This is a genomic window from Mesorhizobium sp. LSHC412B00, from assembly GCF_000503035.1.
In the GTDB taxonomy this organism is placed as follows: domain Bacteria; phylum Pseudomonadota; class Alphaproteobacteria; order Rhizobiales; family Rhizobiaceae; genus Mesorhizobium.
Map to the genome: position 1 here is coordinate 15,984 of NZ_AYWB01000010.1, position 24,611 is coordinate 40,594.

At 63.5% G+C, this 24,611-nt stretch carries 22 protein-coding genes and 1 tRNA gene; 14 read left to right on the forward strand and 9 right to left on the reverse strand.

What is annotated here, in order from left to right:
* Positions 1 to 63: 63 nt before the first annotated feature.
* The 7 genes from X757_RS146200 to X757_RS146170 all read left to right on the forward strand — a co-directional run bounded on the left by X757_RS146200 (position 64) and on the right by X757_RS146170 (position 7,157).
* Positions 64 to 867: a DeoR/GlpR family DNA-binding transcription regulator gene (locus tag X757_RS146200; protein ID WP_023726818.1), complete on the forward strand. Its 804-nt coding sequence runs from the start codon at positions 64 to 66 to the stop codon at positions 865 to 867.
* 48 nt (positions 868 to 915) lie between these two features.
* Entirely contained in the window at positions 916 to 1,911 is a 996-nt protein-coding gene (rhaS, locus tag X757_RS146195) for a rhamnose ABC transporter substrate-binding protein (protein WP_023669661.1), read from the forward strand.
* Between the two features lie 84 nt (positions 1,912 to 1,995).
* The gene (locus X757_RS146190; RefSeq protein ID WP_023726819.1) at positions 1,996 to 3,501 is read left to right on the forward strand and encodes a sugar ABC transporter ATP-binding protein; all 1,506 of its coding nucleotides are present in this window, start codon (positions 1,996 to 1,998) and stop codon (positions 3,499 to 3,501) included.
* A complete protein-coding gene (locus X757_RS146185) occupies positions 3,498 to 4,475 on the forward strand; it encodes an ABC transporter permease (RefSeq protein ID WP_023726820.1) in 978 nt (325 codons plus the stop codon). The genes X757_RS146190 and X757_RS146185 overlap by 4 nt, the downstream gene beginning before the upstream one ends.
* Complete coding sequence (locus X757_RS146180; RefSeq protein ID WP_023726821.1) at positions 4,472 to 5,467, forward strand: ABC transporter permease; 996 nt, start codon at positions 4,472 to 4,474, stop codon at positions 5,465 to 5,467. The genes X757_RS146185 and X757_RS146180 overlap by 4 nt, the downstream gene beginning before the upstream one ends.
* Positions 5,467 to 5,784, forward strand: a complete 318-nt coding sequence (gene rhaM / locus X757_RS146175; protein ID WP_023715347.1) for an L-rhamnose mutarotase — start codon at positions 5,467 to 5,469, stop codon at positions 5,782 to 5,784. Before X757_RS146180 ends, rhaM begins: the two co-directional genes overlap by 1 nt.
* Positions 5,781 to 7,157: an FGGY-family carbohydrate kinase gene (locus X757_RS146170; RefSeq protein ID WP_023726822.1), complete on the forward strand. Its 1,377-nt coding sequence runs from the start codon at positions 5,781 to 5,783 to the stop codon at positions 7,155 to 7,157. The genes rhaM and X757_RS146170 overlap by 4 nt, the downstream gene beginning before the upstream one ends.
* Here X757_RS146170 and X757_RS146165 read toward each other — a convergent pair whose 3' ends face one another.
* Positions 7,158 to 8,984 (reverse strand): alanine racemase, encoded by a 1,827-nt coding sequence (locus X757_RS146165; protein ID WP_023726823.1) that lies wholly within the window; start codon positions 8,982 to 8,984, stop codon positions 7,158 to 7,160.
* A 146-nt stretch (positions 8,985 to 9,130) separates the two neighbouring features.
* Between X757_RS146165 and X757_RS146160 the strand changes: the two genes are divergently transcribed.
* On the forward strand, positions 9,131 to 9,340 hold the full coding sequence (locus X757_RS146160) for a hypothetical protein (RefSeq protein WP_023703422.1): 210 nt from the start codon (positions 9,131 to 9,133) through the stop codon (positions 9,338 to 9,340).
* Positions 9,341 to 9,347: 7 nt separating this feature from the next.
* Here the strand turns inward: X757_RS146160 and X757_RS146155 are convergent, their stop codons facing one another.
* On the reverse strand, positions 9,348 to 10,598 hold the full coding sequence (locus X757_RS146155) for a D-amino acid dehydrogenase (RefSeq protein WP_023669653.1): 1,251 nt from the start codon (positions 10,596 to 10,598) through the stop codon (positions 9,348 to 9,350).
* A gap of 104 nt (positions 10,599 to 10,702) precedes the next feature.
* Positions 10,703 to 11,698 carry a UDP-glucose 4-epimerase GalE gene (galE, locus tag X757_RS146150; protein WP_023703423.1) on the reverse strand — a complete coding sequence of 332 codons (996 nt, stop codon included), beginning with the start codon at positions 11,696 to 11,698 and terminating at the stop codon, positions 10,703 to 10,705.
* A gap of 279 nt (positions 11,699 to 11,977) precedes the next feature.
* On the opposite strand from galE, the gene hemA reads away from it, so the two are divergent.
* Positions 11,978 to 13,255: a 5-aminolevulinate synthase gene (gene hemA / locus X757_RS146145; RefSeq protein WP_023703424.1), complete on the forward strand. Its 1,278-nt coding sequence runs from the start codon at positions 11,978 to 11,980 to the stop codon at positions 13,253 to 13,255.
* 18 nt (positions 13,256 to 13,273) lie between these two features.
* Here hemA and X757_RS146140 read toward each other — a convergent pair whose 3' ends face one another.
* Positions 13,274 to 14,440, reverse strand: a complete 1,167-nt coding sequence (locus X757_RS146140; protein WP_023669650.1) for a pyridoxal phosphate-dependent aminotransferase — start codon at positions 14,438 to 14,440, stop codon at positions 13,274 to 13,276.
* 158 nt (positions 14,441 to 14,598) lie between these two features.
* The gene (gene mscL / locus X757_RS146135) at positions 14,599 to 15,018 is read right to left on the reverse strand and encodes a large conductance mechanosensitive channel protein MscL (protein WP_023726824.1); all 420 of its coding nucleotides are present in this window, start codon (positions 15,016 to 15,018) and stop codon (positions 14,599 to 14,601) included.
* A 251-nt stretch (positions 15,019 to 15,269) separates the two neighbouring features.
* On the opposite strand from mscL, the gene X757_RS146130 reads away from it, so the two are divergent.
* A complete protein-coding gene (locus X757_RS146130; RefSeq protein WP_023726825.1) occupies positions 15,270 to 18,773 on the forward strand; it encodes a PAS domain-containing hybrid sensor histidine kinase/response regulator in 3,504 nt (1,167 codons plus the stop codon).
* Positions 18,774 to 18,839: 66 nt separating this feature from the next.
* Here the strand turns inward: X757_RS146130 and X757_RS146125 are convergent, their stop codons facing one another.
* Both X757_RS146125 and X757_RS146120 read right to left on the reverse strand, forming a co-directional pair.
* Positions 18,840 to 19,499 (reverse strand): response regulator transcription factor, encoded by a 660-nt coding sequence (locus tag X757_RS146125; RefSeq protein WP_023688678.1) that lies wholly within the window; start codon positions 19,497 to 19,499, stop codon positions 18,840 to 18,842.
* A gap of 117 nt (positions 19,500 to 19,616) precedes the next feature.
* Positions 19,617 to 20,045: a hypothetical protein gene (locus X757_RS146120; RefSeq protein ID WP_023726826.1), complete on the reverse strand. Its 429-nt coding sequence runs from the start codon at positions 20,043 to 20,045 to the stop codon at positions 19,617 to 19,619.
* A gap of 105 nt (positions 20,046 to 20,150) precedes the next feature.
* Between X757_RS146120 and X757_RS146115 the strand changes: the two genes are divergently transcribed.
* On the forward strand, positions 20,151 to 20,501 hold the full coding sequence (locus X757_RS146115) for a DUF952 domain-containing protein (RefSeq protein WP_023669645.1): 351 nt from the start codon (positions 20,151 to 20,153) through the stop codon (positions 20,499 to 20,501).
* Positions 20,498 to 21,568 carry a quinone-dependent dihydroorotate dehydrogenase gene (locus X757_RS146110; RefSeq protein WP_023711402.1) on the forward strand — a complete coding sequence of 357 codons (1,071 nt, stop codon included), beginning with the start codon at positions 20,498 to 20,500 and terminating at the stop codon, positions 21,566 to 21,568. Before X757_RS146115 ends, X757_RS146110 begins: the two co-directional genes overlap by 4 nt.
* Here X757_RS146110 and X757_RS146105 read toward each other — a convergent pair.
* Positions 21,565 to 22,902 (reverse strand): MATE family efflux transporter, encoded by a 1,338-nt coding sequence (locus tag X757_RS146105; RefSeq protein ID WP_023696686.1) that lies wholly within the window; start codon positions 22,900 to 22,902, stop codon positions 21,565 to 21,567. The two genes, X757_RS146110 and X757_RS146105, sit on opposite strands and share 4 nt — an antisense overlap.
* Positions 22,903 to 23,119: 217 nt before the next feature.
* On the opposite strand from X757_RS146105, the gene X757_RS146100 reads away from it, so the two are divergent.
* Entirely contained in the window at positions 23,120 to 24,022 is a 903-nt protein-coding gene (locus X757_RS146100; protein ID WP_023726827.1) for a histone deacetylase, read from the forward strand.
* A 68-nt stretch (positions 24,023 to 24,090) separates the two neighbouring features.
* On the opposite strand, the gene X757_RS146095 is transcribed toward X757_RS146100, so the two are convergent.
* Complete coding sequence (locus tag X757_RS146095) at positions 24,091 to 24,354, reverse strand: DUF6460 domain-containing protein (protein WP_023681941.1); 264 nt, start codon at positions 24,352 to 24,354, stop codon at positions 24,091 to 24,093.
* Between the two features lie 181 nt (positions 24,355 to 24,535).
* Here X757_RS146095 and X757_RS146090 point away from each other — a divergent pair.
* Positions 24,536 to 24,609, forward strand: a tRNA-Gly gene (locus tag X757_RS146090).
* Positions 24,610 to 24,611: the final 2 nt, after the last annotated feature.

Below are 24,611 nucleotides of genomic sequence, written 5' to 3' on the forward strand. Positions count from 1 at the left end.
TATGAGCGGAAATGATTGACACTGGTGGTTTTCTAGTGCCTCATGACCATGCAGGGAGGAACCATGCACGAAAAAGAGCGCCACAGGATCATTCTGTCCGCCGTCCAGGAAAAGCCTGTGGTGACGGTGCAGGAGATGGTCGACCTGACGGACTCCTCCGAGGCGACGATCCGGCGCGATATCGCGGCTCTTCATGTGCAAAAGCGCCTGCGTCGCGTGCGTGGCGGCGCCGAGGCGCTCTCGCCACCGCAGTTCATCGGCCTCGCCGGCCGGCCCTTTTCCGTCAACGAAACGCTTAACGCTTCGCAGAAGCGCGCGATTGCGCGCGAAGCGGTGGAGCTGTGCAAGGACGGCGAACCGATCATCATCAATGGCGGCACCACCACCTTCCAGATGGTGCATTTCCTGACCGGACGCCGCATGCCGATCTTCACCAATTCGTTCCCCATCGCCGAGCACCTGCTCAAGCATTCGAAGAACACCGTCATGCTGTCGGGCGGCACCATCTACCGCGAGCAGAACATCATCCTCTCGCCCTTCGACAATGACGTGACGCGTAATTTCTACGCGCGCCGCATGTTCATGGGCGCTCAAGGGCTCGGGCCTCTTGGCCTGATGGAAGGCGACCCGCTGCTGATCCAGGCGGAGCAGAAACTGATTGACCAGGCCGACGAACTGGTGGTGCTGGTCGACTCATCGAAATTCCGCCAGCGCTCGAGCCTGATCCTGTGCGGGCTCAAGCGCATCGCCACCGTCATCACCGATGACGGCATCGAGGATCGCGAAGCCAACATGCTGGAGGCCGCGGGTGTGACGCTGATCGTCGCCCGCAAGTCGGCAAAGGAAGAATCCTCGCTGCAGGCCTGAGGCCAACCGCAGCGACGATGGAATGCAACGCTCAAGGGAGGAAATACGATGAGCTTTCTGAAGAAATTGATGGTGACGGCCGCGTTCTCGGCCGCCATGTTCGTGAATGCCGCCTATGCCGAGAACGTCAAGATCGCGCTGGTGGTGAAGTCGCTCGGCAACGGCTTCTTCGACGCCGCCAATAAGGGCGCCGAAGAGGCGGCCAAGGAACTCGGCGATGTCGACATCATCTACACCGGCCCGACCAAGGCGACCGCCGAAGCGCAGATCGAAGTGGTCAATTCGCTGATCGCGCAGAAGGTCAACGCCATTGCGATTTCGGCCAATGACGCCGACGCGCTGGTGCCGGTGCTGAAGAAGGCCATGGAGCGTGGCATCACCGTCATCTCGTGGGATTCGGGCGTCGCCAAGGAAGGCCGCCAGCTGCATCTCAACCCGTCCGACACCGGCCTGATCGGCGAGACCATCATCAAGCTGGCCGCCGACTATCTGCCGGAAGGCGGCGAAGTCGCCATTCTGTCGGCTTCGTCGACCGCGACCAACCAGAACGCCTGGATCGACGCGGCCAAGAAGATCCTGCCGGAGAAATTCCCCAAGATCAAACTCGTCGCCACCGTCTACGGCGATGACGATTCGGCCAAGAGCACCGACGAAGCCAAGGGCCTGCTGAAATCCTATCCGAACCTCAAGGCGATCATCGCGCCGACCACCGTCGGCGTCGTTGCCGCTGCCCAGGTCGTCACCGACGCGAACCTGATCGGCAAGGTCAATGTCACGGGTCTGGCGCTGCCGTCGGAGTTCAAGAAGTTCATCGACAACGGTTCCAGCCAGGCGGTTGCCCTCTGGAATCCGATCGACCTCGGCTACTCCGCCGTCTACCTCGCTCATGATCTGGCGGTGAAGAAGGAAGAGGCAAAGCCGGGCGCAACGCTGTCGATCGGCCGCGTCGGCAAGGTCACGCTCGATGACAGCAACTCGGCTGCGATGGCTCCGCCCTTCCAGTTCGACAAGTCCAACATCGAAAAGTTCTCCAAGATCTATTGATCTCGGACGTCTCGGACCAAGCGCGGCGGGACCAAAATCCCGCCGCGACTTTAAACGGACCTTGTTTCAGGGCTTGATACGGATATGGACACGACAGCCCAGCACGGCATTGCGAAGGAGGAGCCCACGGGTCCTGCCCCGCGCCTGACGCTGTCCGGCGTCTCCAAAAGCTTTCCCGGCGTGCGCGCGCTGCACAATGTCAGCCTGTCGCTTTACCCCGGCCAGGTTACGGCGCTGATCGGTGAAAACGGTGCCGGCAAGTCGACGCTGGTCAAGATCATGACCGGCATCTACCAGCCCGACGCCGGCACGATCAGCATTGACGGCCAGGCCGTCACCCTGCCCAGCGCGCATGCCGCCTTCGGCCACGGCGTCACCGCCATTCATCAGGAAACCGTGCTGTTCGACGATCTGAGCGTCGCCGAAAACATTTTTCTCGGCCATGCGCCGCGCACGCGGCTAGGCACCATCGACTGGCGCACCATGCGAAAACACGCGCGCGAAGTGCTCGACACCATGCATGCCGGCCATATCGACGCCGATGCGCGGCTGAAAGACCTCGGCATCGCCAACAAGCATCTGGTAGCGGTTGCTCGCGCGATGTCGATCGATGCGCAGATCGTCATCATGGATGAGCCGACCGCAGCCCTTTCGATGAAAGAGATCGAGGAGCTTTTCCTGCTGATCGAATTCCTCAAGGAGGAAGGCAAGGCGATCCTGTTCATCAGCCACAAGTTCGACGAGATCTATCGGATCGCCGATCGCTACACCGTGTTCCGCGACGGCGAGATGGTTGGCGAGGGCCTTATCAAGGATACCGGCCAGAGCCAGATCGTGCGCATGATGGTCGGCCGCTCGGTCGATCACATCTTTCCGCAACGCAAGGCCGAGATCGGCGCGCCGGTGCTGTCGGTCGCTGGCCTTTCGCACCCGACCGAATTCAACGACATCGGCTTCGAACTGCACAAGGGCGAGATCCTCGGTTTCTACGGCCTTGTCGGCGCCGGGCGGTCAGAGGTGATGCAGGCGATATCGGGCATCACCCGCATATCGGGTGGAACGATCACGCTGGAAGGCAAGACGATCACGCCGAAATCGGCGGCGGATTCCATCGAAGCCGGCATCGTCTACGTGCCGGAGGAACGCGGCAAGCAGGGCGTGGTGATCGGCCTGCCGATCTTCCAAAACGTCTCGCTTCCCTCGCTCAAGCGCACCTCCAAATCCGGCCTGCTGCGATTGTCGGACGAATTCGCGCTCGCCCGCTCCTACACCGAGCGGCTAGACCTGCGCGCCTCGTCGCTGAGCCAGGATGTCGGCACGCTGTCGGGCGGCAACCAGCAGAAGANGATCATCCTGGACGAGCCGACCAAGGGCATCGACATCGGCTCCAAGGCCGCCGTGCACGGCTTCATGGCGGAGCTCGTCGCGCAGGGCCTGTCGGTGATCATGGTGTCGTCGGAACTGCCGGAGATTCTGGGCATGTCCGACCGCGTCGTCGTCATGCGCGAAGGGCTGGTTGCGGCGGTCTACGATAGTAAGGGGCTGGACGCCGAAACGCTGGTCCGGACGGCAGCGGGGATCGCGGCATGAAGGCTCTCCTGAAATTCCGCGAGATCTGGCTGGCAGCGGCGATCGTCGTTTTGATTGCTCTGATCTCGACGCGCTTCCCGGCCTTTGCCGACCCCGGCAATCTCGCCCAGGTGTTCAACGACACCTCGATCCTGATGATCCTGGCGCTGGGACAGATGGTCGTCATCCTGACCCGCTCGATCGACCTGTCGATGGCCTCCAACCTGTGCTTCACCGGCATGGTGGTGGCGATGCTGAACGCCGCGCATCCGGCGATCCCTATCCCGCTGCTGATCGTCATTGCGCTGGCCGTCGGACTGGTGCTCGGCGCCATCAACGGCCTGCTGGTGTGGCGGCTGAACATACCTTCGATCGTGGTGACATTGGGCACGCTCACCATCTATCGCGGCGCCACCTTCGTCCTGTCCGGCGGCGCATGGGTCAATGCCGACAAGATGAGCCCTGAGTTCATCGGCTTCCAGCGCGCAGCTTTCCTGGGCATTCCGGTTCTGTCCTGGATCGCCATACTGGTCATCGCGCTGTTCTTCGTGGTGATGACGCGAACCGCGCTTGGCCGTTCGATCTATGCCATCGGCGTCAACCCGACGGCGTCGGTCTATGCCGGCATCGATGTCGGCCGAACCAAATTCATCGCCTTCTGCATTTCCGGCATGATCGGCGGGCTCGCCGGTTATCTCTGGATTTCTCGTTATGTCATCGCCTCGGTCGAGGTCGCCAATGGCTATGAACTCAATATCATCGCCGCCTGCGTCATCGGCGGCATTTCGATTGCCGGCGGCATCGGCTCGGTCGGGGGCGCGGTGTTAGGGGCGCTGTTCCTCGGCATCATCTCCAACGCGCTGCCCGTCATCAACATCTCGCCCTTCTGGCAGATGGCGATTTCAGGCAGCGCCATCATCCTGGCCGTCGTGCTCAACGCGCGTGGCGAACGTCAGCAGGGGCGGATCATTCTGAGGAAGGCGGAGGCGGCATGACCGACACCCCCGCCCCGCGCCACATTCCCGACCGGCTCGACAAGCCGCTCTCCTCGGCGATCTTTTCCTGGGAGGCGCTGCTGGTCGTCGTGGCGGTCGCCATCTTCGCCATCAACAGTTTCGCCTCGCCCTATTTCCTTGACGCCTACTCCCTGTCGGATCTGACCTTCAATTTCACCGAGAAAGGCCTGATGGCCTTCGCGATGGCGCTGCTGATCATTTCGGGCGAGATCGACCTGTCGGTCGCCGCCATCATCGCGCTCGCCTCGACCATGATGGGCATGGCGGTACAGGCCGGCGCCGACACGCCGGTGCTGGTGGCTATCGGCATCGTCGTCGGGCTCGGTTGCGGCGCCTTCAACGGCCTGTTGGTGACGAGGCTCGGCCTGCCGTCCATCGTCGTTACCATCGGCACGATGAGCCTGTTTCGCGGCATTGCCTTCATCATCCTCGGTGACCAGGCCTACAAGGGCTATCCCGAGAGTTTTGCTTTCTTCGGCCAGGGCTATGTCTGGTGGGTGGTGTCGTTCGAACTGGTGCTCTTCCTCATCGCGGCCGTCGCCTACTGGTTCCTGCTGCATCGCACCAGCTTCGGCCGCCGTGTCTTTGCCATCGGCAACAATCCGGTCGCGGCACAGTTTTCCGGCGTTCGCGTCGGCCGCATCAAATTCATCCTGTTTTGCCTGACAGGGCTGATGGCCGGCATCGCCTCGGTGCTGATCACCTCGCGGCTCGGCTCGACGCGACCGTCCATCGCGCAGGGTTACGAGCTTGAGGTCATCACCATGGTGGTGCTGGGCGGCGTCAGCATTCTGGGTGGCTCCGGCAGCATTGTTGGCGTCGTGCTCGCCGCCTTTATCATGGGGCTGGTGACCTTCGGCCTCGGCCTGCTCAACGTGCCCGGCATCGTCATGTCGATCTTCATCGGCCTGCTCTTGATCTTCGTCATCGCGCTGCCGATCGTCTGGCGACAGCTGCGTGGTAACAGCTGATGCCTGAGAAATACGCCTTCAAGATGCAGCTCAAACCCGGCATGAAAGCCGAGTACAAAAAGCGCCACGATGAGATCTGGCCGTCGCTGGTGGCGCTGCTGAGAGAGGCCGGCGTCGCCGATTATTCGATCCATCTCGATGAAGACACCAACATCCTGTTCGGCGTGCTGTGGCGGCGCGACGACCATGGCATGGCCGACCTGCCGAAGCACCCGGTGATGCAGCGCTGGTGGGCGCACATGGCCGACATCATGGAGACCAGGCCGGACAACCAACCGGTGGCCATCCCCCTGGAAACAATGTTCCATTTGGCATGAGTGGGCTGCGCCATATCGCCGTCATCGACGTCGGCAAGACCAACGCCAAGGTCGCGCTGGTCGATCTCGTCACGTTGAGCGAAGTGGGGTTGCGCCGCATGGCGAACGCGCCGCTGCGGCAAGCGCCCTACCCGCATCACGATGTCGAGTCGCTGTGGAGGTTCATCCTCAACAGCCTTGCCAGCCTCAACCGCGAACAGCGTATCGAAGCGATTTCGATCACCACGCATGGTGCGACCGGCGTGCTGGTCGACGCAGCGGGCGATCTGGTGCTGCCTGTCCTCGACTATGAGTTCGACGGCCCCGACAGGCTGGCTACAGAGTATAGTGCGATCCGTCCGCCCTTCATTGAGACCGGGACGCCGCGCCTGCCGCTCGGCCTCAATCTCGGTGCGCAATTCTTCTGGCTTGAGAAGCGTTTTCCCACCGAATTCGCCAGGGCCGCCGCGATGCTGATGTATCCGCAATACTGGGCGCTGCGCCTGACCGGCGTTGCCGCCAACGAGGTGACCTCGCTCGGCTGCCACACCGATCTGTGGAGCCCTTGGGAGGCGGACTTTTCCTCGATGGTCGACAGGCTGGATTGGCGCAGGCTGATGGCGCCGGTGCGGCCGGCCAGGGACCAGCTCGGCCCGATCCTGCCGGCGCTTGCCGCGCGCACCGGGCTCGATCCGCAGACCCCGGTATTCTGTGGCCTGCACGATTCCAACGCCTCCCTATTGCCGCATCTTCTGTCCGACGAGCCGCCCTTCTCGGTCGTCTCGACCGGCACCTGGGTGGTATCGATGGCGGTCGGCGGCAGAGAGATTGCGCTCGATGCTGCGCGCGACACGCTGGTCAATGTCAGCGCGCTGGGCGACCCCGTGCCCTCGGCGCGTTTCATGGGTGGCCGTGAGTTTTCCCAGCTGACCAAGGACAAGCCGCAGGACTGCAGCGGCAGCGAGGTGCTGGCCGTTCTGACAAAAAAGATGCTGCTTTTGCCTTCTACCCAGCAGGGATCAGGACCGTTCCCGCACCATGCCGCGGCATGGCTTGGTGCCGAGGGCATCAGCAAAGGCGAGCGGTTCGCCGCCATCTCCTTCTATCTGGCGCTGATGACGGCGACCTGCCTTGAGCTGATCGGCGCCGACGGCCCGACCACCGTGGAAGGACCGTTTGCCCGCAACCGCCTCTTTGTCGGCATGCTGGCGGCAGCGACCGCGCGAATCGTCATCGCCTCCGAGGCCGCCACCGGCACCAGCATCGGCGCGGCGCTGCTGGCAACGGATCAGTCCGTTCCACACGGCAAGGGCGAGAGAACTGAACCGCAGACCGACCCGGTCTGGGCGGCCTATGTCACCGCGTGGCGCGCGGCAGTCGAGGCGCAAGGCTGATCACAAAATCCGCTTGCCAAAGGCCGACATGACGAAGTTGATGGCGTCGGCGCCGATCCGCGGCTCCAGACCGGCGGTCAGCCCGGAAACATCCATCGACAGCAGACCGCCGGACAGCGAGATCGCCTCCATTGCCTGATGCGTCTCGCGCACCGTCAGCCCGCCCGAGCCCGCAGCCCAGCCGGTAAATTCGGTCGCCGTCGGCGAATAGCTGACGTGAAAGCCCTGCGTGCCCGACGTCGCGATGCGGATCGCCTCATGCATGAGGTCGCGCATGCCCATGGCGTCGATGTCGGTCATGGTGAAGGCCGAGACACGCGAATCCTTGAGCACCCTTGCCTCCGCCGGATCGGCATGGCGCAGGCCGACGATGACGACATTTTCCGGCGACAGCTGCGGCTGCAGTGCGCAGGGCTTGTGATCGAGACCGAGCGCGCGGGCCAGCACCGAGACTTCAGGCATGTCTTTGGCCTCCTCGTACTCGGGCATCAGGGCGGCGATGGAATCGATCCAGATCAGGCCGAAGGAATGCGTCGCGCGCGCCGTTGCGGTCAGCGCCTTGTGGGCGATACGGCGATCGGCGCCGGCAGCGAGCCGGATCAAGCCCGAGGGCGGCCGCTCGACGTCGGCGAGTTCGACCACGTCGAAATTCATCGCCTCCAGACGCGCGCCGGTTCCCTCGCGGGCGATAATCCCGCCGGCTTCCGGTTCGGCCGAGATCGACACCATCTTGCGGCCGGAGAAATCCGCGACGTCGTGCATCGGCGCCTTCTCGACATATTCCGAGGTCATCGCCAGAAGCATGGCGCCATAATTCATGCGGAAGGCGACACGGTCGCCGACGGTAGGTCGCGGATCGGCATCCTGCACATCGAGCAGCAGATGGTCGCTGGAAGCGCCGAGCACCCTCACCCCCTTGGCGATCGGCGTCAGCCCTTCGACCAGCACGTCCTCGCGGCCTATATTGGCGATGGCGCGCAGCCGGTCGCCCTCGTCGGCGAAGACCGGCTGGTTGCCGAAGGCGTCGTAGCCGGATGTGCCGATCGGCCGCGAAGGCTTGAGTTTGACCTCGATGATGTCGCTGGTCAGCCGGCAGGCATCGGGTTCGAGTTCGGGCCACGGCACGTCGCGAAAGGTTTCGACACCGCCTTGCAGGATCGCCTCGCCCACGCGCAGATTGTTGATGCCGGGCGGCAGCTTGCCTTCGAGCAGCAGCGTCAGCGACGACGAGGCGCCGCCGGAAATGAAGTCGAGGCTTTTGCCGGACAGGCGCTCGGTCTTGTAGGCATGGGCGACGAGTTGGCCAAGGTTCTCCGGCGTCGGCATTATGGCGCCGAAGCAGCCGAGATTGGTGCCGATGCCGGCGATGCGCACGCCCTTGAATTCCAGGATCTGCTCGACGGTGGGGATCAGGTCGCTTGGCCAGATGCCTTCGCGGAGATCGCCGAGATCGATCATCAGCATGATATCGTGGACGCGGCCCATGCGCTCGGCAATGCGCGATATCTCGCGGATGGTGGTCAGTTCCGACTGCAGGCTGATGTCGACGGTGCGCACGACCTCCTCGACGCGCGCCATGGGCGGGCTGCGCAGCAGCATGACCGGCGCATTGATGCCGCTGTCGCGCAGCCGGCGGATGTTTTCGAAGCGCGATTCCGCGATGCCGGCAACACCGCCGCGCAGCATGGCCCGCGCCACTTGCGGCATGCCGCATGTGCCCTTCGTAACTCCGAACACCTTGATGCCGGACAGCGCGCAGCGCTCGACGATGGTGCGGGCGTTGCGCTCGATGCGGCCAAGGTCGATAGCGACTTGCGGTCCCGACATTTCGTCACTCAGGGTTTGTAGAATCTGTCAGCCAGATGCATCTTCCAGATCGTCGTACGATATTTGTCAAACTTTGCGCAGTGACGGCCTCAATGTTGGAAACCAGAGCAATTGTATGTGGGCACGTCTTTCGATCGGAGAGGCCGGTGACGCTGGTCGTTCATCATTTCGATGGTGAGTGGCAACTGACCTGCGGCGAACATGATCATCCTGCGGACTGTGGAGATTTCGAAGTTATCGGTCTCGGCCATTTGACCGCCAGGCAGGAAAACTTGGCACAGATTGGCCAGCTTGAGCGCGGATGGCTTGCCGAATGGGTGCACGGCGAATGGACTCCATGCCAACACGACGACTAGAGCTCCCTCAGTTCCCGTAGACCAGCCCTTGCGGGTCGATCTCCGGCTTGCGGCCGGCGACGAGGTCGGCCAGGAACTTGCCCGAGCCGCAGGCCATGGTCCAGCCGACATGGCCGTGGCCGGTGTCGAGGTAAAGGTTCTTGTATTTCGCCTTGCCGATGACCGGCACCGAGTTGGGCATCATCGGCCGCAGACCTGCCCACAACAGCGCCTTCTTCTCGTCGAAAGCGCCAGGGAAAAGGTCTTTGCCGGTGCTCAGCATGGACTTGAAGTCGCTGGGCTTGAAGCTGCGGTCGAAGCCGGTGAACTCGGCTGTCGAGGACATGCGCAGGCGGTTTCCGAGCCTGGAGTAGCCAACCAGCCGGTCCTCGTCGGCGCCGCCCATGGTCGGTCCCTTGCTCTCGTCCTCCAGCGGGATGGTCGCGCTATAGCCTTTAACCGGATAGACGGGCAGGTCGATACCGTAGCGGCGACCGATCAGGCCGCTCTCGGGGCCCATGGCGATGACGACGGCGTCGCCCGTCACCGGGCCGGCCGATGTCATGACCGCACGTACCCAGTCGCCCTCTATGTCGAGCCCCTCGACCGTGGTGTCGAACAGGAATCTGACGCCAAGCTTTTCGGCAGCATAGGCGGCGAGCCCGTCGACGAATATCCTGGAATCCCCGGTCTGGTCGATCGGCGAATAAACGCCGCCGGCGATCTTTTCCTTCACGCCCGCGAGCCCGGGCTCAAGTTCGACCAGCCGGTCGCGGCCCACGATCTCGATCGGCAGGCCATGCTTCGCCAGAAACTGGTAGTTGTCGGTGCCGGTGTCGAGGCTGTGCTGCGAGCGGAAGAAATAAAGAATGCCCTTCTTGCGCTCGTCATAGTGGATGCCGGTGGCGTCGGAGAGCGCGTTGATGCAGTCGCGCGAATAGAGCGCCAGGCGCAGTTTGACCTGGCTGTTGGCGCGCAGGCGCGCCACCGTGCACTGGCGCAGGAAGCGCAGGCTCCAGGCGAGGAAATAAGGATCGAAGCGCAGCCTGACCTTGATGCCGAGATCATGGTTCCAGAGCGCGCGCAGGAAGGTCTTCAGCGCCGCTGGCGAGGCCCAGGCGGTGGCGTCGCCCGGCGACACCAGACCGGCATTGGACTGGCTGGTGCCGCGCGCCGGCGCCGGATGGCGCTCGATAACGGTGACCTCATGGCCGTCGGCGGCCAGATAATACGCGGCCGCGGTGCCGACAACACCGGCTCCAAGCACCGTTATCTTCATGCCACCCCCCAAAGCTCTTCGCGGCGCAGCGCCTCCACGCCGCATCGCCAATGCCTTCAATAGCGCTTCGCCGCGCGCCTTGCGAGCCCTCGGAAGTGCCCGGCTCAGCCCCGCGCGGAGTTCTTGCCGGTGAGGATACGCTCCCAGGCGAGCGCATCGGCGACGATCTGGTCGAGGTCGTCGCGTTGCGGGGTCCAGCCGAGTTCGGCGCGTGCAAGGTCCGAATTGGCAACCACGGCGGCGGCGTCGCCGGGGCGCCGGTCGCCCATCTTGACCTCGAAATCCCGGCCGAAGGCGCGCCGCACGCTGTCGATGACCTCGAGCACCGAATAGCCGTGGCTGTAGCCGCAATTGGCGACGAGGCTGCCGCCGCCGGCGCGCAGGCGCTGCAGCGCCAGCCGGTGCGCCGCAGCCAGGTCGCTGACATGGATATAATCGCGCATGCAGGTGCCGTCCGGCGTCGGATAATCGGTGCCGAACACCTGCATGAAGGGGCGTTTGCCGAGCGCGGTCTCGCAGGCGACCTTGATCAGATGCGTGGCGCCAGGCGTCGACTGCCCCGTCCGGCCCCTGGGATCGGCGCCGGCGACGTTGAAGTAGCGCAGCGCCGTGTAGCGCAAGGGATGCGCAAGCGCTGCATCGCGCAGCATCCATTCGCTCATCAGCTTGGACTGGCCGTAGGGCGATTCCGGCGCCAGGCGGGCATCCTCACGCACCGGCTCCAGGCCGGCGCCGCCATAGACGGCGGCGGTCGAGGAGAAGATGAAATGCGGCACGCCCTCGCGCACCGCGGTTTCGATCAGCGTGCGGGTCTTGGAGGTGTTATTCTCGTAATAAGCGAGCGGGTCGGCAACCGACTCCGGCACCACGATGGAACCGGCGAAGTGGATGATCGCGTCGACTTTGTTCTCGCGGATGATCTGGCCGACCAATTCCCTATCGGCGACATCGCCGACGACAAGCTTGGCTTCCGGCGCTACCGCCCACTCGAAGCCGGTGGAAAGGCGGTCGAGAACGACGACGCTCTCGCCGGCATCCAGCAGTTCCCAGACCATGTGGCTGCCGATATAACCGGCGCCGCCCGTTACCAAAACCGTCATCCGTGTCCTCTTTTACTCATGATTTATCGGAAACTGTCTCAATCACCGCCTTACTGGAAAGCCTGCGGCAAGGCCATTAGAAACGCCTGAATGTTAAATCCGTAACAGTCTCACCGGCCTGTGGCATCGTACGGAAACAAAATTGATCCACATCAAGGGAATAGGCCACGATCTGGCATCGTTAGGAACAGGCTTGGGGCGTGGCATTTTGACCAAAACGGCCCGGTGGACGACGAATGGGCCAACGATTATGATCCCGCGCAAAACTGGGAAGGCGACATGAACTATCAGCGGTTCTTCGAGGAAGCGATCGATCAGCTCCACGCCGAGCGGCGCTACCGGGTTTTCGCCGATCTCGAGCGCATTGTCGGCAAGTTTCCGCGCGCTATCTGGCGTTCCAACGGCCGCGCCGAGGAAATCACCGTCTGGTGCTCCAACGACTATCTCGGCATGGGCCAGAACCCCGATGTCATCGCCGCTTTCCAGAACGCGGCCGGCAAGATGGGTTCGGGCGCCGGCGGCACCCGCAACATTTCCGGCACCTCGAACCCGTTGGTCGAGCTTGAGTTGGAACTGGCCGACCTGCACGACAAGGAAGCCGCGCTCGTCTTCACCTCCGGCTTCGTCTCCAACGAGGCCTCGATCTCGACCATTGCGCGGCTTTTGCCCAATTGCCTGATCATTTCGGACGAGCTCAACCATGCCTCGATGATCGAAGGCGTGCGGCGCTCGGGTGCCGAAAAGAAGATTTTCCGCCACAACGACGTCGCGCATCTCGAAAGCCTGCTGCAGGCGGCGGGCCGCGAACGCGCCAAGCTGATCGTGTTCGAGAGCGTCTATTCGATGGATGGCGACATCGCGCCGATCAAGCAGATCGTCGAGCTCGCCGAACGCTGCAACGCCATGACCTATATTGACGAGGTCCATGCCGTCGGCATGTACGGACCGCGCGGCGGCGGCATCACCGAGCGCGAGGGGCTGGCCGACCGCATCGACATCATCGAAGGCACGCTGGCCAAGGCATTCGGCACGCTGGGCGGCTATATCGCCGGCAACAGCGCCGTCATCGACGCGGTGCGCTCCTATGCTCCGGGCTTCATCTTCACCACGGCGCTGCCGCCGGCCGTCGCCGCCGCCGCCACCACGTCCATCCGCCACCTCAAGCGCTCGCAGGCCGAGCGCGATGCGCAACAGCGCCAAGCGTCGCGGACCAAGGAGGTTCTGTCTGCAGCCGGCCTGCCGGTGATGGAATCGCCGACACACATCGTGCCGGTGCTGGTCGGTGACCCCGAACTCTGCAAGATGGCCAGCGACCGTCTGCTCGGCGTGCACGGCATCTACATCCAGCCGATCAACTATCCGACCGTGCCGCGCGGCACCGAGCGGCTGCGCATCACCCCGACGCCGTTCCATACCGATGCGCTGATTGCGGGACTTCAGGACGCGCTGATCGAGACATGGGATGCGCTCGGCATTCCCTACGGCTCCGCCGGACGGCCCACTGTCGCCAAGAGCGACCGGATTGTGCCGCTGCTGGTGCCGAAGTCGGGCGGCTGAAGCCGCCGCCCATTTATCTCAAACCGTCCTCATCCATCCCGCCAAGCGATGTGCCGCTTCCTCGAGCTGGTCGAGGCGGCGGTGGAAGCACAGGCGCAAAAACGCCTCTCCGCCAGGGCCGAAGGCGGTGCCCGGCGCCAGGCCGACATTGGCCTTGTCGACGATGTCGAAAGCAGCCCGGCGCGGATCGGTGATGCCGTCGACCGTGAAAAACAAATAGAACGCGCCTTGCGGCACGGTGAAGCGCGCTTTGCCGGTTGCGCCGAGAATATCGCAGACCAGGTCGCGCGCTTTCCTGGCGCGCTCCACCTGCTCGACGATGAAGGCATCACCGTGGTCCAGCGCCGCGACGGCGCCGCGCTGCATGAACTGGGCGACGCCTGAGGTCGAATACTGGATCAGATTCTCGAACACCTGCTGCAGCTCGGGATGGGTCTTGATCCAGCCGACGCGCCAGCCGGTCATCGCCCAGTTCTTGGAAAAGGAGTTGACGAACAGGATGCGGTCTTCCGCGGTCGAAATGTCGAGGAAGGACGGCGCACGGCCGTGGCCGTAGTGGAACAGCGAATAGATCTCGTCGGCGATGATCCACAGGCCCTTTTGGCGGGCGAGATTCAGGATCGCCTGCAGCGTTTCCTTATCGGCCGTCCAGCCGGTGGGGTTCGATGGCGTGTTGACGAACAGCGCCTTGGTGCGCGGCGTCACCGCAGCCGCAATCTTGTCGACATCGCAGGACCAGCCATTGCCCGACTGGTCGAGCGTGACCGCAACCGGGGTAGCGCCGGAAATACCGGCGGCGGCGGCGAAATTCGGCCAGGCCGGGGAGAGATAGACCACCTCGTCGCCGCTGCCGGCGACCGCGGCTAATGCCAACTGAATGGCATGCATGCCGGAACCGGTGGCGATGAATTCCTCTTCGGCGAAGCTCTTGCCGAAATGCCTGGCATAGTAGCGAGAAAGCGCTTGCCTCAGCTCCGGAATGCCTTTCTGCCAGGTATAGAAGGTCTCGCCATTGGCGAGCCCCTTGGCGGCGGCTTCCGAAATGAAGGCAGGCGTCGGCAAATCGCCTTCACCGGCCCAGAGCGGGATCATGCCCTCGCGCGTACGGCCGTAATTGACGACGGCGACAATGCCGCTTTCGGGGGCGGCCACCGCTTCGGCGCGCAAGCTATCGATCAGGGTCATGAACAGGTCCGTTTTGATGTCTGCTTTGATGCATGTCATTATCCAGAACCGCTGCGCACTTATGGGCGACATGCATTGGCGGATGCTCTTAGCAGATACGGCAACAGAAAACCCCGGCCGCGAACGACCGGGGTTTTGGTCCAGAAATCTGGCCTTGTCTATTTCCTGGCGAGGAGATCGCGAATTTCGGTGAGCAGTGCGACGTCAGCCGGCGGCGGAGCCGCAGGTGCGGCCGGCTTCTCGCGCTCGAGCCGCTTGCGCATGTTGTTCACGGCCTTGACCATAAGGAAGATGATGAAAGCCAGGATGACGAAATTCAGCGCCACGGTGATAAAATTGCCGTAGGCGAACACCGCGCCTTCCTTACGCGCTTCGGCAAGATTGGTCGAATGCACTGTTGATGAGAGGCCTATGAAGTAGTTGGAAAAGTCGACGCCACCAAGTGCGCCGATGAAAGGCATGATGATGTCATTCACAAGAGAATCGACGATCTTGCTGAAGGCCGCGCCGATGATGACGCCGACCGCAAGGTCCATCACATTTCCTTTGGAAATGAATTCCTGGAATTCTTTCAGCATTCGACCCTCCTTGTCATGACGGACCGCGCTGCCGCCGTCCCTCCGGCGTCGGCCCGTGCGCACCATAACAAAAACCTGCGGTTGCAACAGAAGCAAAAGCTGGAAAACACCGCTTTCTCCTTACCTTAGGTCACGGTTCGACAGGGCGGCGTCGCGGCCATGCGCCGGAAAGCCGCGATGGACTTGACCTTAGAGCTGTGATTGCCTCTGGGCAGGCCGGGGTGAAAGCTGGCCTAGGAGGATTTTCGGGCGTGCAGGGCTGGTTCATCGTCATCATTGCGGTCGCCTATGTAACGCTGCTGTTCGTCATCGCCAGCCTCGGCGACCGGCGTTCAACGGCGCTGGGACCCGGCCGCGCCCGGCCCTTCATCTATGCGCTCAGCCTCGCCATCTACTGCACCTCCTGGACCTTCTTCGGCTCGGTCGGCCTGTCGTCCGAGCGCGGCCTCGAATTTTTGGGCATCTACACCGGGCCGGTGCTGGTGTTCGTGTTCGGCTTTCCGCTGCTCAATCGCATCGTGCGGCTGGCCAAGAGCGAGAAGATCACCTCGATCGCCGACTTCCTCGGCGCGCGCTACGGCAAGAGCTTTGCCGTCTCGGCGATCGCCACGCTGATCGCCACCATCGGCGCGGTGCCCTATATCGCACTGCAATTGAAGGCGATCTCCGGTTCGGTAGGCCTGATGGTCGAGCATTATACGGGATCGCCGCCCTCCTTCGATCCCTTCGTCAGCGACATCTCGCTGGTGGTGGCCATGCTCTTGGCGCTGTTTGCGGTGCTGTTCGGCACCCGCCATGCCGACGCCACCGAGCACCAGGACGGGCTGGTGCTGGCGGTGGCGGTCGAAACCGTGGTCAAGCTCGCCGCCTTCCTGGCGATCGGCCTGATGGTCACCTTCCTGATCTTCGGTGGCCCGGGCGACATGATCGACAAGCTGGCCGAAAACAGCCAGGTGCGGCAAGCCATGGGCTACAACACCTCGCTCGCCACCTGGCTGGTGCTGACTTGCCTGAGCGGCTTTGCCATCATCATGCTGCCGCGCCAGTTCTACGTCACCATCGTCGAGAACCGCGGCGAGGCCGAACTGCGCACCGCGACCTGGGTGTTTCCGCTCTATCTCGTGGCGATAAACCTGTTCGTGCTGCCGATCGCCTTCGCCGGCCTGGCGCTGGTCGGCGCCAAAACCACCAGTGACCTCTATGTGCTGGCGCTGCCCTTGTTCGGCGGCCATGACTTCCTCGCCATGGCCGCCTTCATCGGTGGGCTGTCGGCGGCGACCGCCATGGTGATCGTCGAAAGCGTGGCGCTGTCAATCATGATCTCCAACGACCTCGTCATCCCGCTGTTCCTGCGCCGCCTGCTCAAGACCACGACCTCGGAGAATGAGGATTGGTCGACGCTGATCCTCAACGTGCGGCGCGGCGCCATCTTCATCCTGTTGTTCATTGCCTTCCTCTACTACCGCGAAAGCACCAACTCGGCGCGGCTGTCGTCGATCGGCCTGATGTCGTTCGCGGCAATCGCCCAATTCGCGCCGGCGCTGATCGGCGGGCTGATCTGGCGCGGCGCCAATGGCCGCGGCGCGGCCCTTGGCATGGTCGCCGGCATCCTCGTCTGGGGCTATACGCTGCTTTTGCCGTCGCTCTCGGCAGCCGACGCGGACATCGTCGTGCAGGGGTTGTTCGGTTTCGAGGCGCTGCGGCCGCAGGCTCTTTTCGGCACCGTCGCCGAACCGTTGAACCACGGCGTGCTCTGGAGCCTGTCGGTCAACACGCTGTTCTTCGTGCTCGGCTCGCTGTCGCGCGCGTCAGTACCGCTGGAGCGTATCCAGGCGTCGATCTTCGTGCCGCGCGAATCCGGCCCGATGCCCAGCCTGCGCCGCTTCCGCACCGCCATCACCGTCAACGTGCTGAAAGACACCATCTCGCGCTACCTCGGCGTCGAGCGCACCGAGCGCTCCTTCCAGTCCTTCGAAAAGAGCACTGGCGTCTCGCTGCACGGCAATGAGCAGGCCAGCATGGATGTCATCCGCTTTTCCGAGCAGCTGCTGGCGAGCGCGGTCGGCTCGTCTTCGGCGCGGCTGATCCTGTCGCTGCTGTTTCGCCGCAACGACCGCGAGTCCAAGGACGCCTTTCGCCTGCTCGACGACGCCACCGAAGCGCTGCAGCACAATCGTGACCTGCTGCAGATCGCGCTCGACCAGATGGAACAGGGCATCACCGTCTTCGACCGCGATTTCCGCCTGATCTGCTGGAACAGACAATATCGCGCGCTGTTCGACCTGCCCGACGAGATGGGCCAGGTCGGCGTCTCGCTCGACCGCATCCTGCGCCACCTCGCCGAGCGCGGCGATATTCCGGCCGACCAGCGCGTGGCGATGCTCAACCGGCTGACCAGTTTCGTCAGCCCGTGGCAGATGGAGTTGAAGACCAGCGGCCGCATCCTCGAACTGCGCTCAAACCCGATGCCGGACGGCGGAATCGTCGCCACCTATGCCGACATATCAGGACGCGTCGAACAGGATTTGGCGCTGAAGCGGGCCAATGAATCGCTGGAGCAGCGGGTCAAGACGCGCACCATCGAACTGACTAGAGTCAACGAGGAGTTGACCCGGGTCAATGAGGAGCTGGCGCAGGCGCAGATGCTGGCCGAGGAGGCTAATCTGGGCAAGACGCGCTTCCTCGCCGCCGCCGGCCACGACATCCTGCAGCCGCTGAACGCCGCCCGTCTCTACTGCTCGTCGCTGATCGAAAAGGCCGGCAAGGGCCCGGCCGGGGAGGCTGCTATCAACATCGAATCCTCGCTCGAATCGGTCGAGACGATCCTGGGCGCCGTGCTCGACATTTCCCGCCTCGACGCCGGCGCGATGAAGCCGGACGACAGCGCCTTCCGCCTGGACGGGCTGCTGCGCCAGATCGGCAATGATTTTCAGCCGCTCGCCGCCGAAAAGAAACTCGATCTGACGATCATAGCCTCGTCGCTCAGCGTGTTGACGGACCGCAACCTGCTGCGCCGGCTGATCCAGAATCTGGTCTCCAACGCCATCAAATACACCCCCCATGGCCGCATCCTGGTCGGCGTGCGACGGCGCGGCGAACTCGCCGAAATCCAGGTGATCGACACTGGCATCGGCATTGCCGGCGACAAGCTGAACACGGTCTTCAACGAGTTCACCCGGCTGGACGAAGGCGTGCGCGAGGCCGAAGGTCTCGGCCTTGGCCTGTCCATCGTCGACCGCATCGCGCGGGTGCTGCGGCTCGAGATCCAGATCTTTTCCAACCCGGGCAAGGGTACGCGCTTTTCCGTTATCCTGCCGGTTGCGGCGGTTGAGGCGCCGCGGCGCGAGGTCGAGCCGAAGGCGCCTGCCCGCACCGCGAATTCGCTGGCCGGCCTGCGCGTCATGTGCATCGACAACGACGCCCGCATCCTCGACGGCATGCGGCTTCTGCTCGAGGGCTGGGGCTGCAGCATCGGCACGTTTTCGGGTTCGGAGGATTTCGCGAAGGCCGATCGTCCCGACATCGTGCTTGCCGACTATCATCTCGATGGCAGAAGCGGCCTCGACATCATCGCCCGCCTGCGTGACATCCATGGTTCCGACCTGCCGGCCGTGCTGGTCACCGCCGACCGCTCCACCGAGGTCCGTGCCGCTGCCGCCGCGCTCGACGTGCCGGTGATCAACAAGCCGCTGAAGCCGGCGGTGCTGCGTTCGATGATGGCAAGGGTCAGGCCGCTGGCGTCCGCGGCCGAGTAGAGTTTCTATCTTTTTGTTTTACGCAATTCCCAAGGGAAAGCGCTACGCACTTTTCCTGGAATAGCTTTAGCCCGCCGGCTGCAGCGGATCGCTGCCGATCTTGGACAGCTGGATCACCGCCTGGGTGCGGCTGTCGACGCCGAGTTTCTGCAGGATGGCCGAGACATGCGCCTTTACAGTCGCTTCGGAGACGCTGAGCTCGTAGGCGATCTGCTTGTTGAGCAGGCCTTCGGCCAGCATGCCGAGGACACGCGTCTGCTGCGGCGTCAGCGCCTGCAGCCGCTTGATCAGGTCGGATATTTCGGGGTCGCGCTCGACGCCGAGGTCGATGCCGACGGGCGCGGCGATATCGCCTGCCAGCACCGATTGCACAGCGCTGCGGATTTCCTCCATGCTGGCCGATTTGGAGATGAAGCCGGATGCGCCGAGATCGAGCGCACGCCGGATGGTCACCGGGTCGTCATGCGCCGACACCACCACAAGGGGCACCGCCGGGTGGATGCCGCGCAGCGCGATCAAGCCGGACAGGCCGCTGGCGCCCGGCATCGACAGATCGAGCAGCACGAGGTCGACATCCTCATGGGCCACGACCAGCGCCTTGGCGCTTTCGAAATCGCCGGCCTCGTGAATGGCGGCGACATCGCCGACGCCGGCAAGCGCCTCTTTCAAGGCGCCGCGGAACAGCGGATGGTCGTCGGCAATGACGAAGGTGTAGCCCGACGGCAAATGTTCCTCCCCAAATCCCTTATTGATTATCGGCTTTTACGGGACCGGACGATTATGCGGCGAAGCGCTTTGTTTCAAGCGGCAATGGCCGGACGGGGCATTTCCCCGCCGGGCAGTTCAGGTCTTTTTCGAATTGAGATTGGCGCCGTCATCCTTGTCCATCTCCTTGACGATGCCCATGAAGCCACGCAGCATGCGCTCCATATAGCTCATCGTCTTGTCGAAATCCTCTTCGCTCGGCAATTTCGACTCGAGACGGGCCGACAGCGAATTCTCCAACCTGGCGACGCGTTCGTCCATGGCCTTCATCGAGGCCTGCAAACGCTCGACCTCGTCCTGGAAGGCGGCGCGTTCGTCGGCCGCCATCTTGCAGACGAGCTGGCCGGAGCGCTCCTCGCAGATCGACATGGCGCCGGTCCGGGTGTCCATGCGGACATAGCCGTTGGCCGATTTTTCCAGCCGGTAGCGGTCGGTCTCTTCGGACCAGGCCGATGCCGCAACCAGCGAGACCAGTGCGGCGGGGATCAGTATGTGCTGCAGACGCATGTTCCATCCTCCACGAGCCAGTATGCGCAACCTATCACAGCTTTGCGCCGTAAATGCGGACGAGTTGCCCTTCCCCGCATGATCGGTTCGGATTATAGCGCAACCATGTCTCAGATTATCTACAAGATCGCGCCCGAAGCGCTTTGGCGCGAGGCCGAGAAAAACGGCCGTTTCACCGGCGCTCCGATCGATATCGCCGACGGCTTCATCCATTTCTCCACCGCTGATCAGGTCAGGGAGACGGCGGCGAAGCATTTCGCCGGCCAGATGGATTTGCTGCTGATCGCCATCGACGGGGCGCTGCTCGGTGACGCGCTGAAATACGAGGTCTCACGGGGCGGCGCGCTGTTCCCGCATCTCTATGGCGTGCTCGATATGAGCGCCGTGCTGTGGGTGCGGCCACTGCCGCTCGGGGCCGACGGCGCCCATCAATTCCCGGCGCTGGAGGCCGAATGATCGTGTTCGATCGCATCGGCCAGAAACTGCTGTTCACCTTCGATCCGGAAACGGCGCATGGCATGTCGATCGCGGCGCTGCGATGCGGTCTGCCGGTCGGCGCGCGGACGGTGCGCGACGACAGGTTGAAGCTCAGCCTCTGTGGCATCGCCTTCCCCAATCCGCTCGGCATGGCCGCAGGCTACGACAAGAACGCCGAGGTGCCCGACGCGCTGCTTGGCCTCGGCTTCGGCTTTGCCGAAGTCGGCACCGTGACGCCGCTGCCGCAGGCCGGCAATCCGAAGCCGCGCATTTTCCGGCTGACTGAGGATGATGCGGTGATCAACCGCCTGGGCTTCAACAATGAGGGCCACGAGGCGGCGGAAAAACGCCTTGCCGCGCGCCAGGGACGCGGCGGCATTGTCGGCGTCAACATCGGCGCCAACAAGGACAGCGCCGATCGTGTCCGTGACTATGAGTTGGGCGTTTCCCGTTTTGCGAAATACGCCAGCTATCTCACCGTCAACATCTCGTCGCCCAACACGCCCGGCCTGCGCACCATGCAGGCGCGCGAACAGCTCGGCGAACTGTTGTCTCGGGTCATGTCGGTGCGTGCAGCAGCTTCGGCGCAGCCGCCCCTCTTCCTCAAGATCGCGCCCGATCTGGTCGAGGCCGAGCTTGAAGACATCGCCGCCGAAGTCAGCGAGAAGCAGATTGACGGCGTCATCGTCTCCAACACGACGCTGGCGCGAACCGGATTGCGTAGCGCCACCAGCGAGACCGGCGGGCTCTCCGGCAAACCGCTGTTCGAGCGTTCGACCATCGTGCTGGCCAAGATGCGCAAATTGCTCGGGCCGGAGCGCGCCATTATCGGCGTCGGCGGCGTCGATTCGGCCGAGAACGCGCTGGAGAAAATCCGCGCCGGCGCCGATCTCGTCCAGCTCTACACCGGCATGATCTATGCCGGGCCGGCGCTGCCGGGGCGCATCCTTGCCGGGATGGTGCGATTTGCCGACAAGGAGCGGCTGAAATCATTGCGCGAACTGCGCGACAGCCGGCTCGATCAGTGGGCTGCCAGGCCGCTCTAAAACGCCGTGCGCAACCGGAGCCGCAGGATGGCCAGCAGGCTGAAGCCGCGCACCAGCAGGAAAACGTGCAGCGCCGCCCACAGGCCGTGATTGCCGAGAGACGGCGCCAAGCTGAACAATGCGGCGCTGAAGGCCAGGAACGACACCAGCATCATGTTGCGCATGTCGCGCGACCAGGTAGCGCCGATGAAGACGCCGTCCATCTGGAAGGCCAGCACGCCGCTCAGCGGTGTCAGTGCCGCCCACGGCAGATAGATGTCGGCAACAGCACGAACATCCGGCGACGTGGTGATCAACGAAATCAGGCCGGCGCCGCCGAGCCAGAAGATCAGCGTGGCGGTTCCGGCGAGGCCGAACCCCCAGAATAAGGTCAGACGTACCGCCCGGCGGAACGCCGTCTCGGCACGTGCGCCGATCGCGCGTCCCGCCAACTGTTCGGCCGCGGTGGCGAAACCGTCGAGAAAATAGCCGGCGACGAGGAAGAAGTTCATCAGCACGGCATTGGCGGCCAGCGTCAGCGTGCCGAACTGCGCGCCCTGGCGGGTGAACAGCGCGAAAGCGGCGAGCAGCGAGAACGAGCGGATCATGATATCGCGGTTGAGCGACAGCATGCGCAGGAAAGCGGGCATGTCGAGCAGGCGATGCCGCGGCAGGCGGGGTGCGGCCCGGAAGCGCCAGACAACGATGGCGAGACCCAGCAGCATGGCCAGACATTCGCCGGTGACGGTCGCCCAGGCCACGCCGGCGACGCCCCAGCCAAGCTTCAGGCCGAGCAGGATGCAAAGCACGATGTTGATGCCGTTGAGCACCGCCTGCAGCATCAGCCCAAGCCCGCCCTCGCCGCGTCCAAGGACATAGCCGAGGATGGCGTAGTTGATCAGCGTGAAGGGGGCGGCGAGCATTCTGATGTGGATATAGACGCCCATCGCCTCGCCGACGCGCGCTTCGCCGCCGATGAATTTCTGGCCGGCGATGGCAATCAGCGGCGCAAGGACGACAAGCACGATGCCGGCGGCGACCGCGATCAGCACGGCGCGCCAGAACACCGCCTGCTCCTCCAGTTCGTCGCCGCGCCCAAACGCCTGGGCGACGAGGCCGGTGGTACCGGAGCGCAGGAAATTGAAGGTGCTGAAGACCACGTCGAAGACCAGCGCCCCGGCCGCCAGGCCGCCGAGCAGGGCGGCATCGCCGAACTGCCCGACCACCGCCGTGTCGACGATGCCGAGCAGCGGCGTCGTCAGATAGGCGAGCGTCATCGGCACGGCGATGGCGAGCACCGAACGGTTGGTGACGGCGAAGGGTCTCGCGTCGGCTGGGATTGCACCCGTGTCCAGGGGACTGCTGCCTTGCTGATTGCGGCTTGATCGAACAGCCGATGTGCCCCATTTTCCCGCCACCGCGCAATCACTCTTGCCGTGACGGCCAACCGAAATGTTCTTCTGGCGCGAGCCCGCCGGATCCCAGTACTGGTTTTAAGCAATTCCCAAAGGGAAGCGCTACGCGCTTCTCCCGGGAAAACCGCTGCACACTTTTCCTGGAATTGCTTTAGCCATGCCCCTGCAGATCGTCCATCATCCCGACTACGATGCCGGCTTCGCCGTCAATCATCGCTTTCCGATGAGCAAATATCCGCTGCTGATGCAGGCCTTGCATATCAGGGGTCTGATCCATGCCGGGGCGCTGTCGATGCCCGAGCCGGCGCCGGCCTCCTGGCTGAAGCTCGCCCATGCGGCTGATTATGTCGACCAGGTCATCACGTGTTCAGTGCCTGAAAAGATCGAGCGCGAGATCGGCTTTCCCGTGGGACCGCGCGTTTCGCTCAGGGCGCAACTCGCCGCCGGCGGCACGGTGCTGGCGGCGCGACTGGCGCTTATCAATGGCATTGCCTGCAACAGCGCCGGCGGCAGCCACCATGCGCGGCGCGCGCAAGGCGCGGGCTTCTGCACCTTCAACGATGTTGCCGTCGCTTCGCTGGTGCTGCTAGCCGAAGACGCGGTGAAAAACATCCTGATCGTCGATCTCGATGTGCATCAGGGCGACGGCACCGCGGACATCCTGAAAGACGAGCCACGCGCGTTCACCTTTTCCATGCATGGCGAGCGCAATTATCCGGTGCGCAAGATTGCCTCCGATCTCGACGTTGCCCTGCCGGACGGCACCGGCGATGGCGCCTATCTCGAACGGCTGGGTGTCCTCCTGCCGGAGCTCTCGGCCAAGGCGCACTGGGACATCGTCTTCTACAATGCCGGTGTCGACGTGCATGCCGAGGACCGGCTTGGCCGGCTGTCGCTCAGCGATGACGGCGTGCGTGCCCGCGACGCCATGGTGATCGGTCATTTCCGCGCGCTGGGCATCCCGGTCTGCGGTGTCATCGGCGGCGGCTATTCGACCGATGTCGCAGCGCTGGCCGCGCGCCACGCCATCCTGTTCGAGGTGGCGTCGGACTTTGCCTGAGTGGCCTTCGGTTTGAGCACAATCTTTTCCGAAAACCGGTTGCCACTTTTCGGGATCATGCCTCCGCTTCACTTCCGGTAGTTCGCGACCCTGAGCAGGATGAACACCGGCACGACGATCGCGGCGCCGAGCAGGATATAGCCCAAGAAGCGATAGACCGCGTTGAAGCCAAGATTCCACAGATCGATGAAGAAACCCTGGATGCGGTAGAAGACGTCCATGGGCGTCCAGCCGAACGCATTCATGACCAGGCCGACGAGGAACGACACGACCAGCAGCTTGACGATCACCCTGACGGGCGAGTCACCGAGAAAGCGCGTCACTGTGGACAAGGGGCCTGCCTCCAGATTGGTGTGCCCGGATTCGGGGTACAAACCACGAATACGCACTTGCTGCGCCCACATCAAGGCAGGCGGACTGGCGCAATCGGTCGGGGTTTCCAACAGCCGTTTACGAAGAGCTGTCCAAGGGCGATTGCCCGAAGCACGCCCGTCATGATATCGAGAGGCCAATGCGGGTATGATGTAATGGTAGCTTGTCAGCTTCCCAAGCTGAACGCGAGGGTTCGATTCCCTCTACCCGCTCCAGT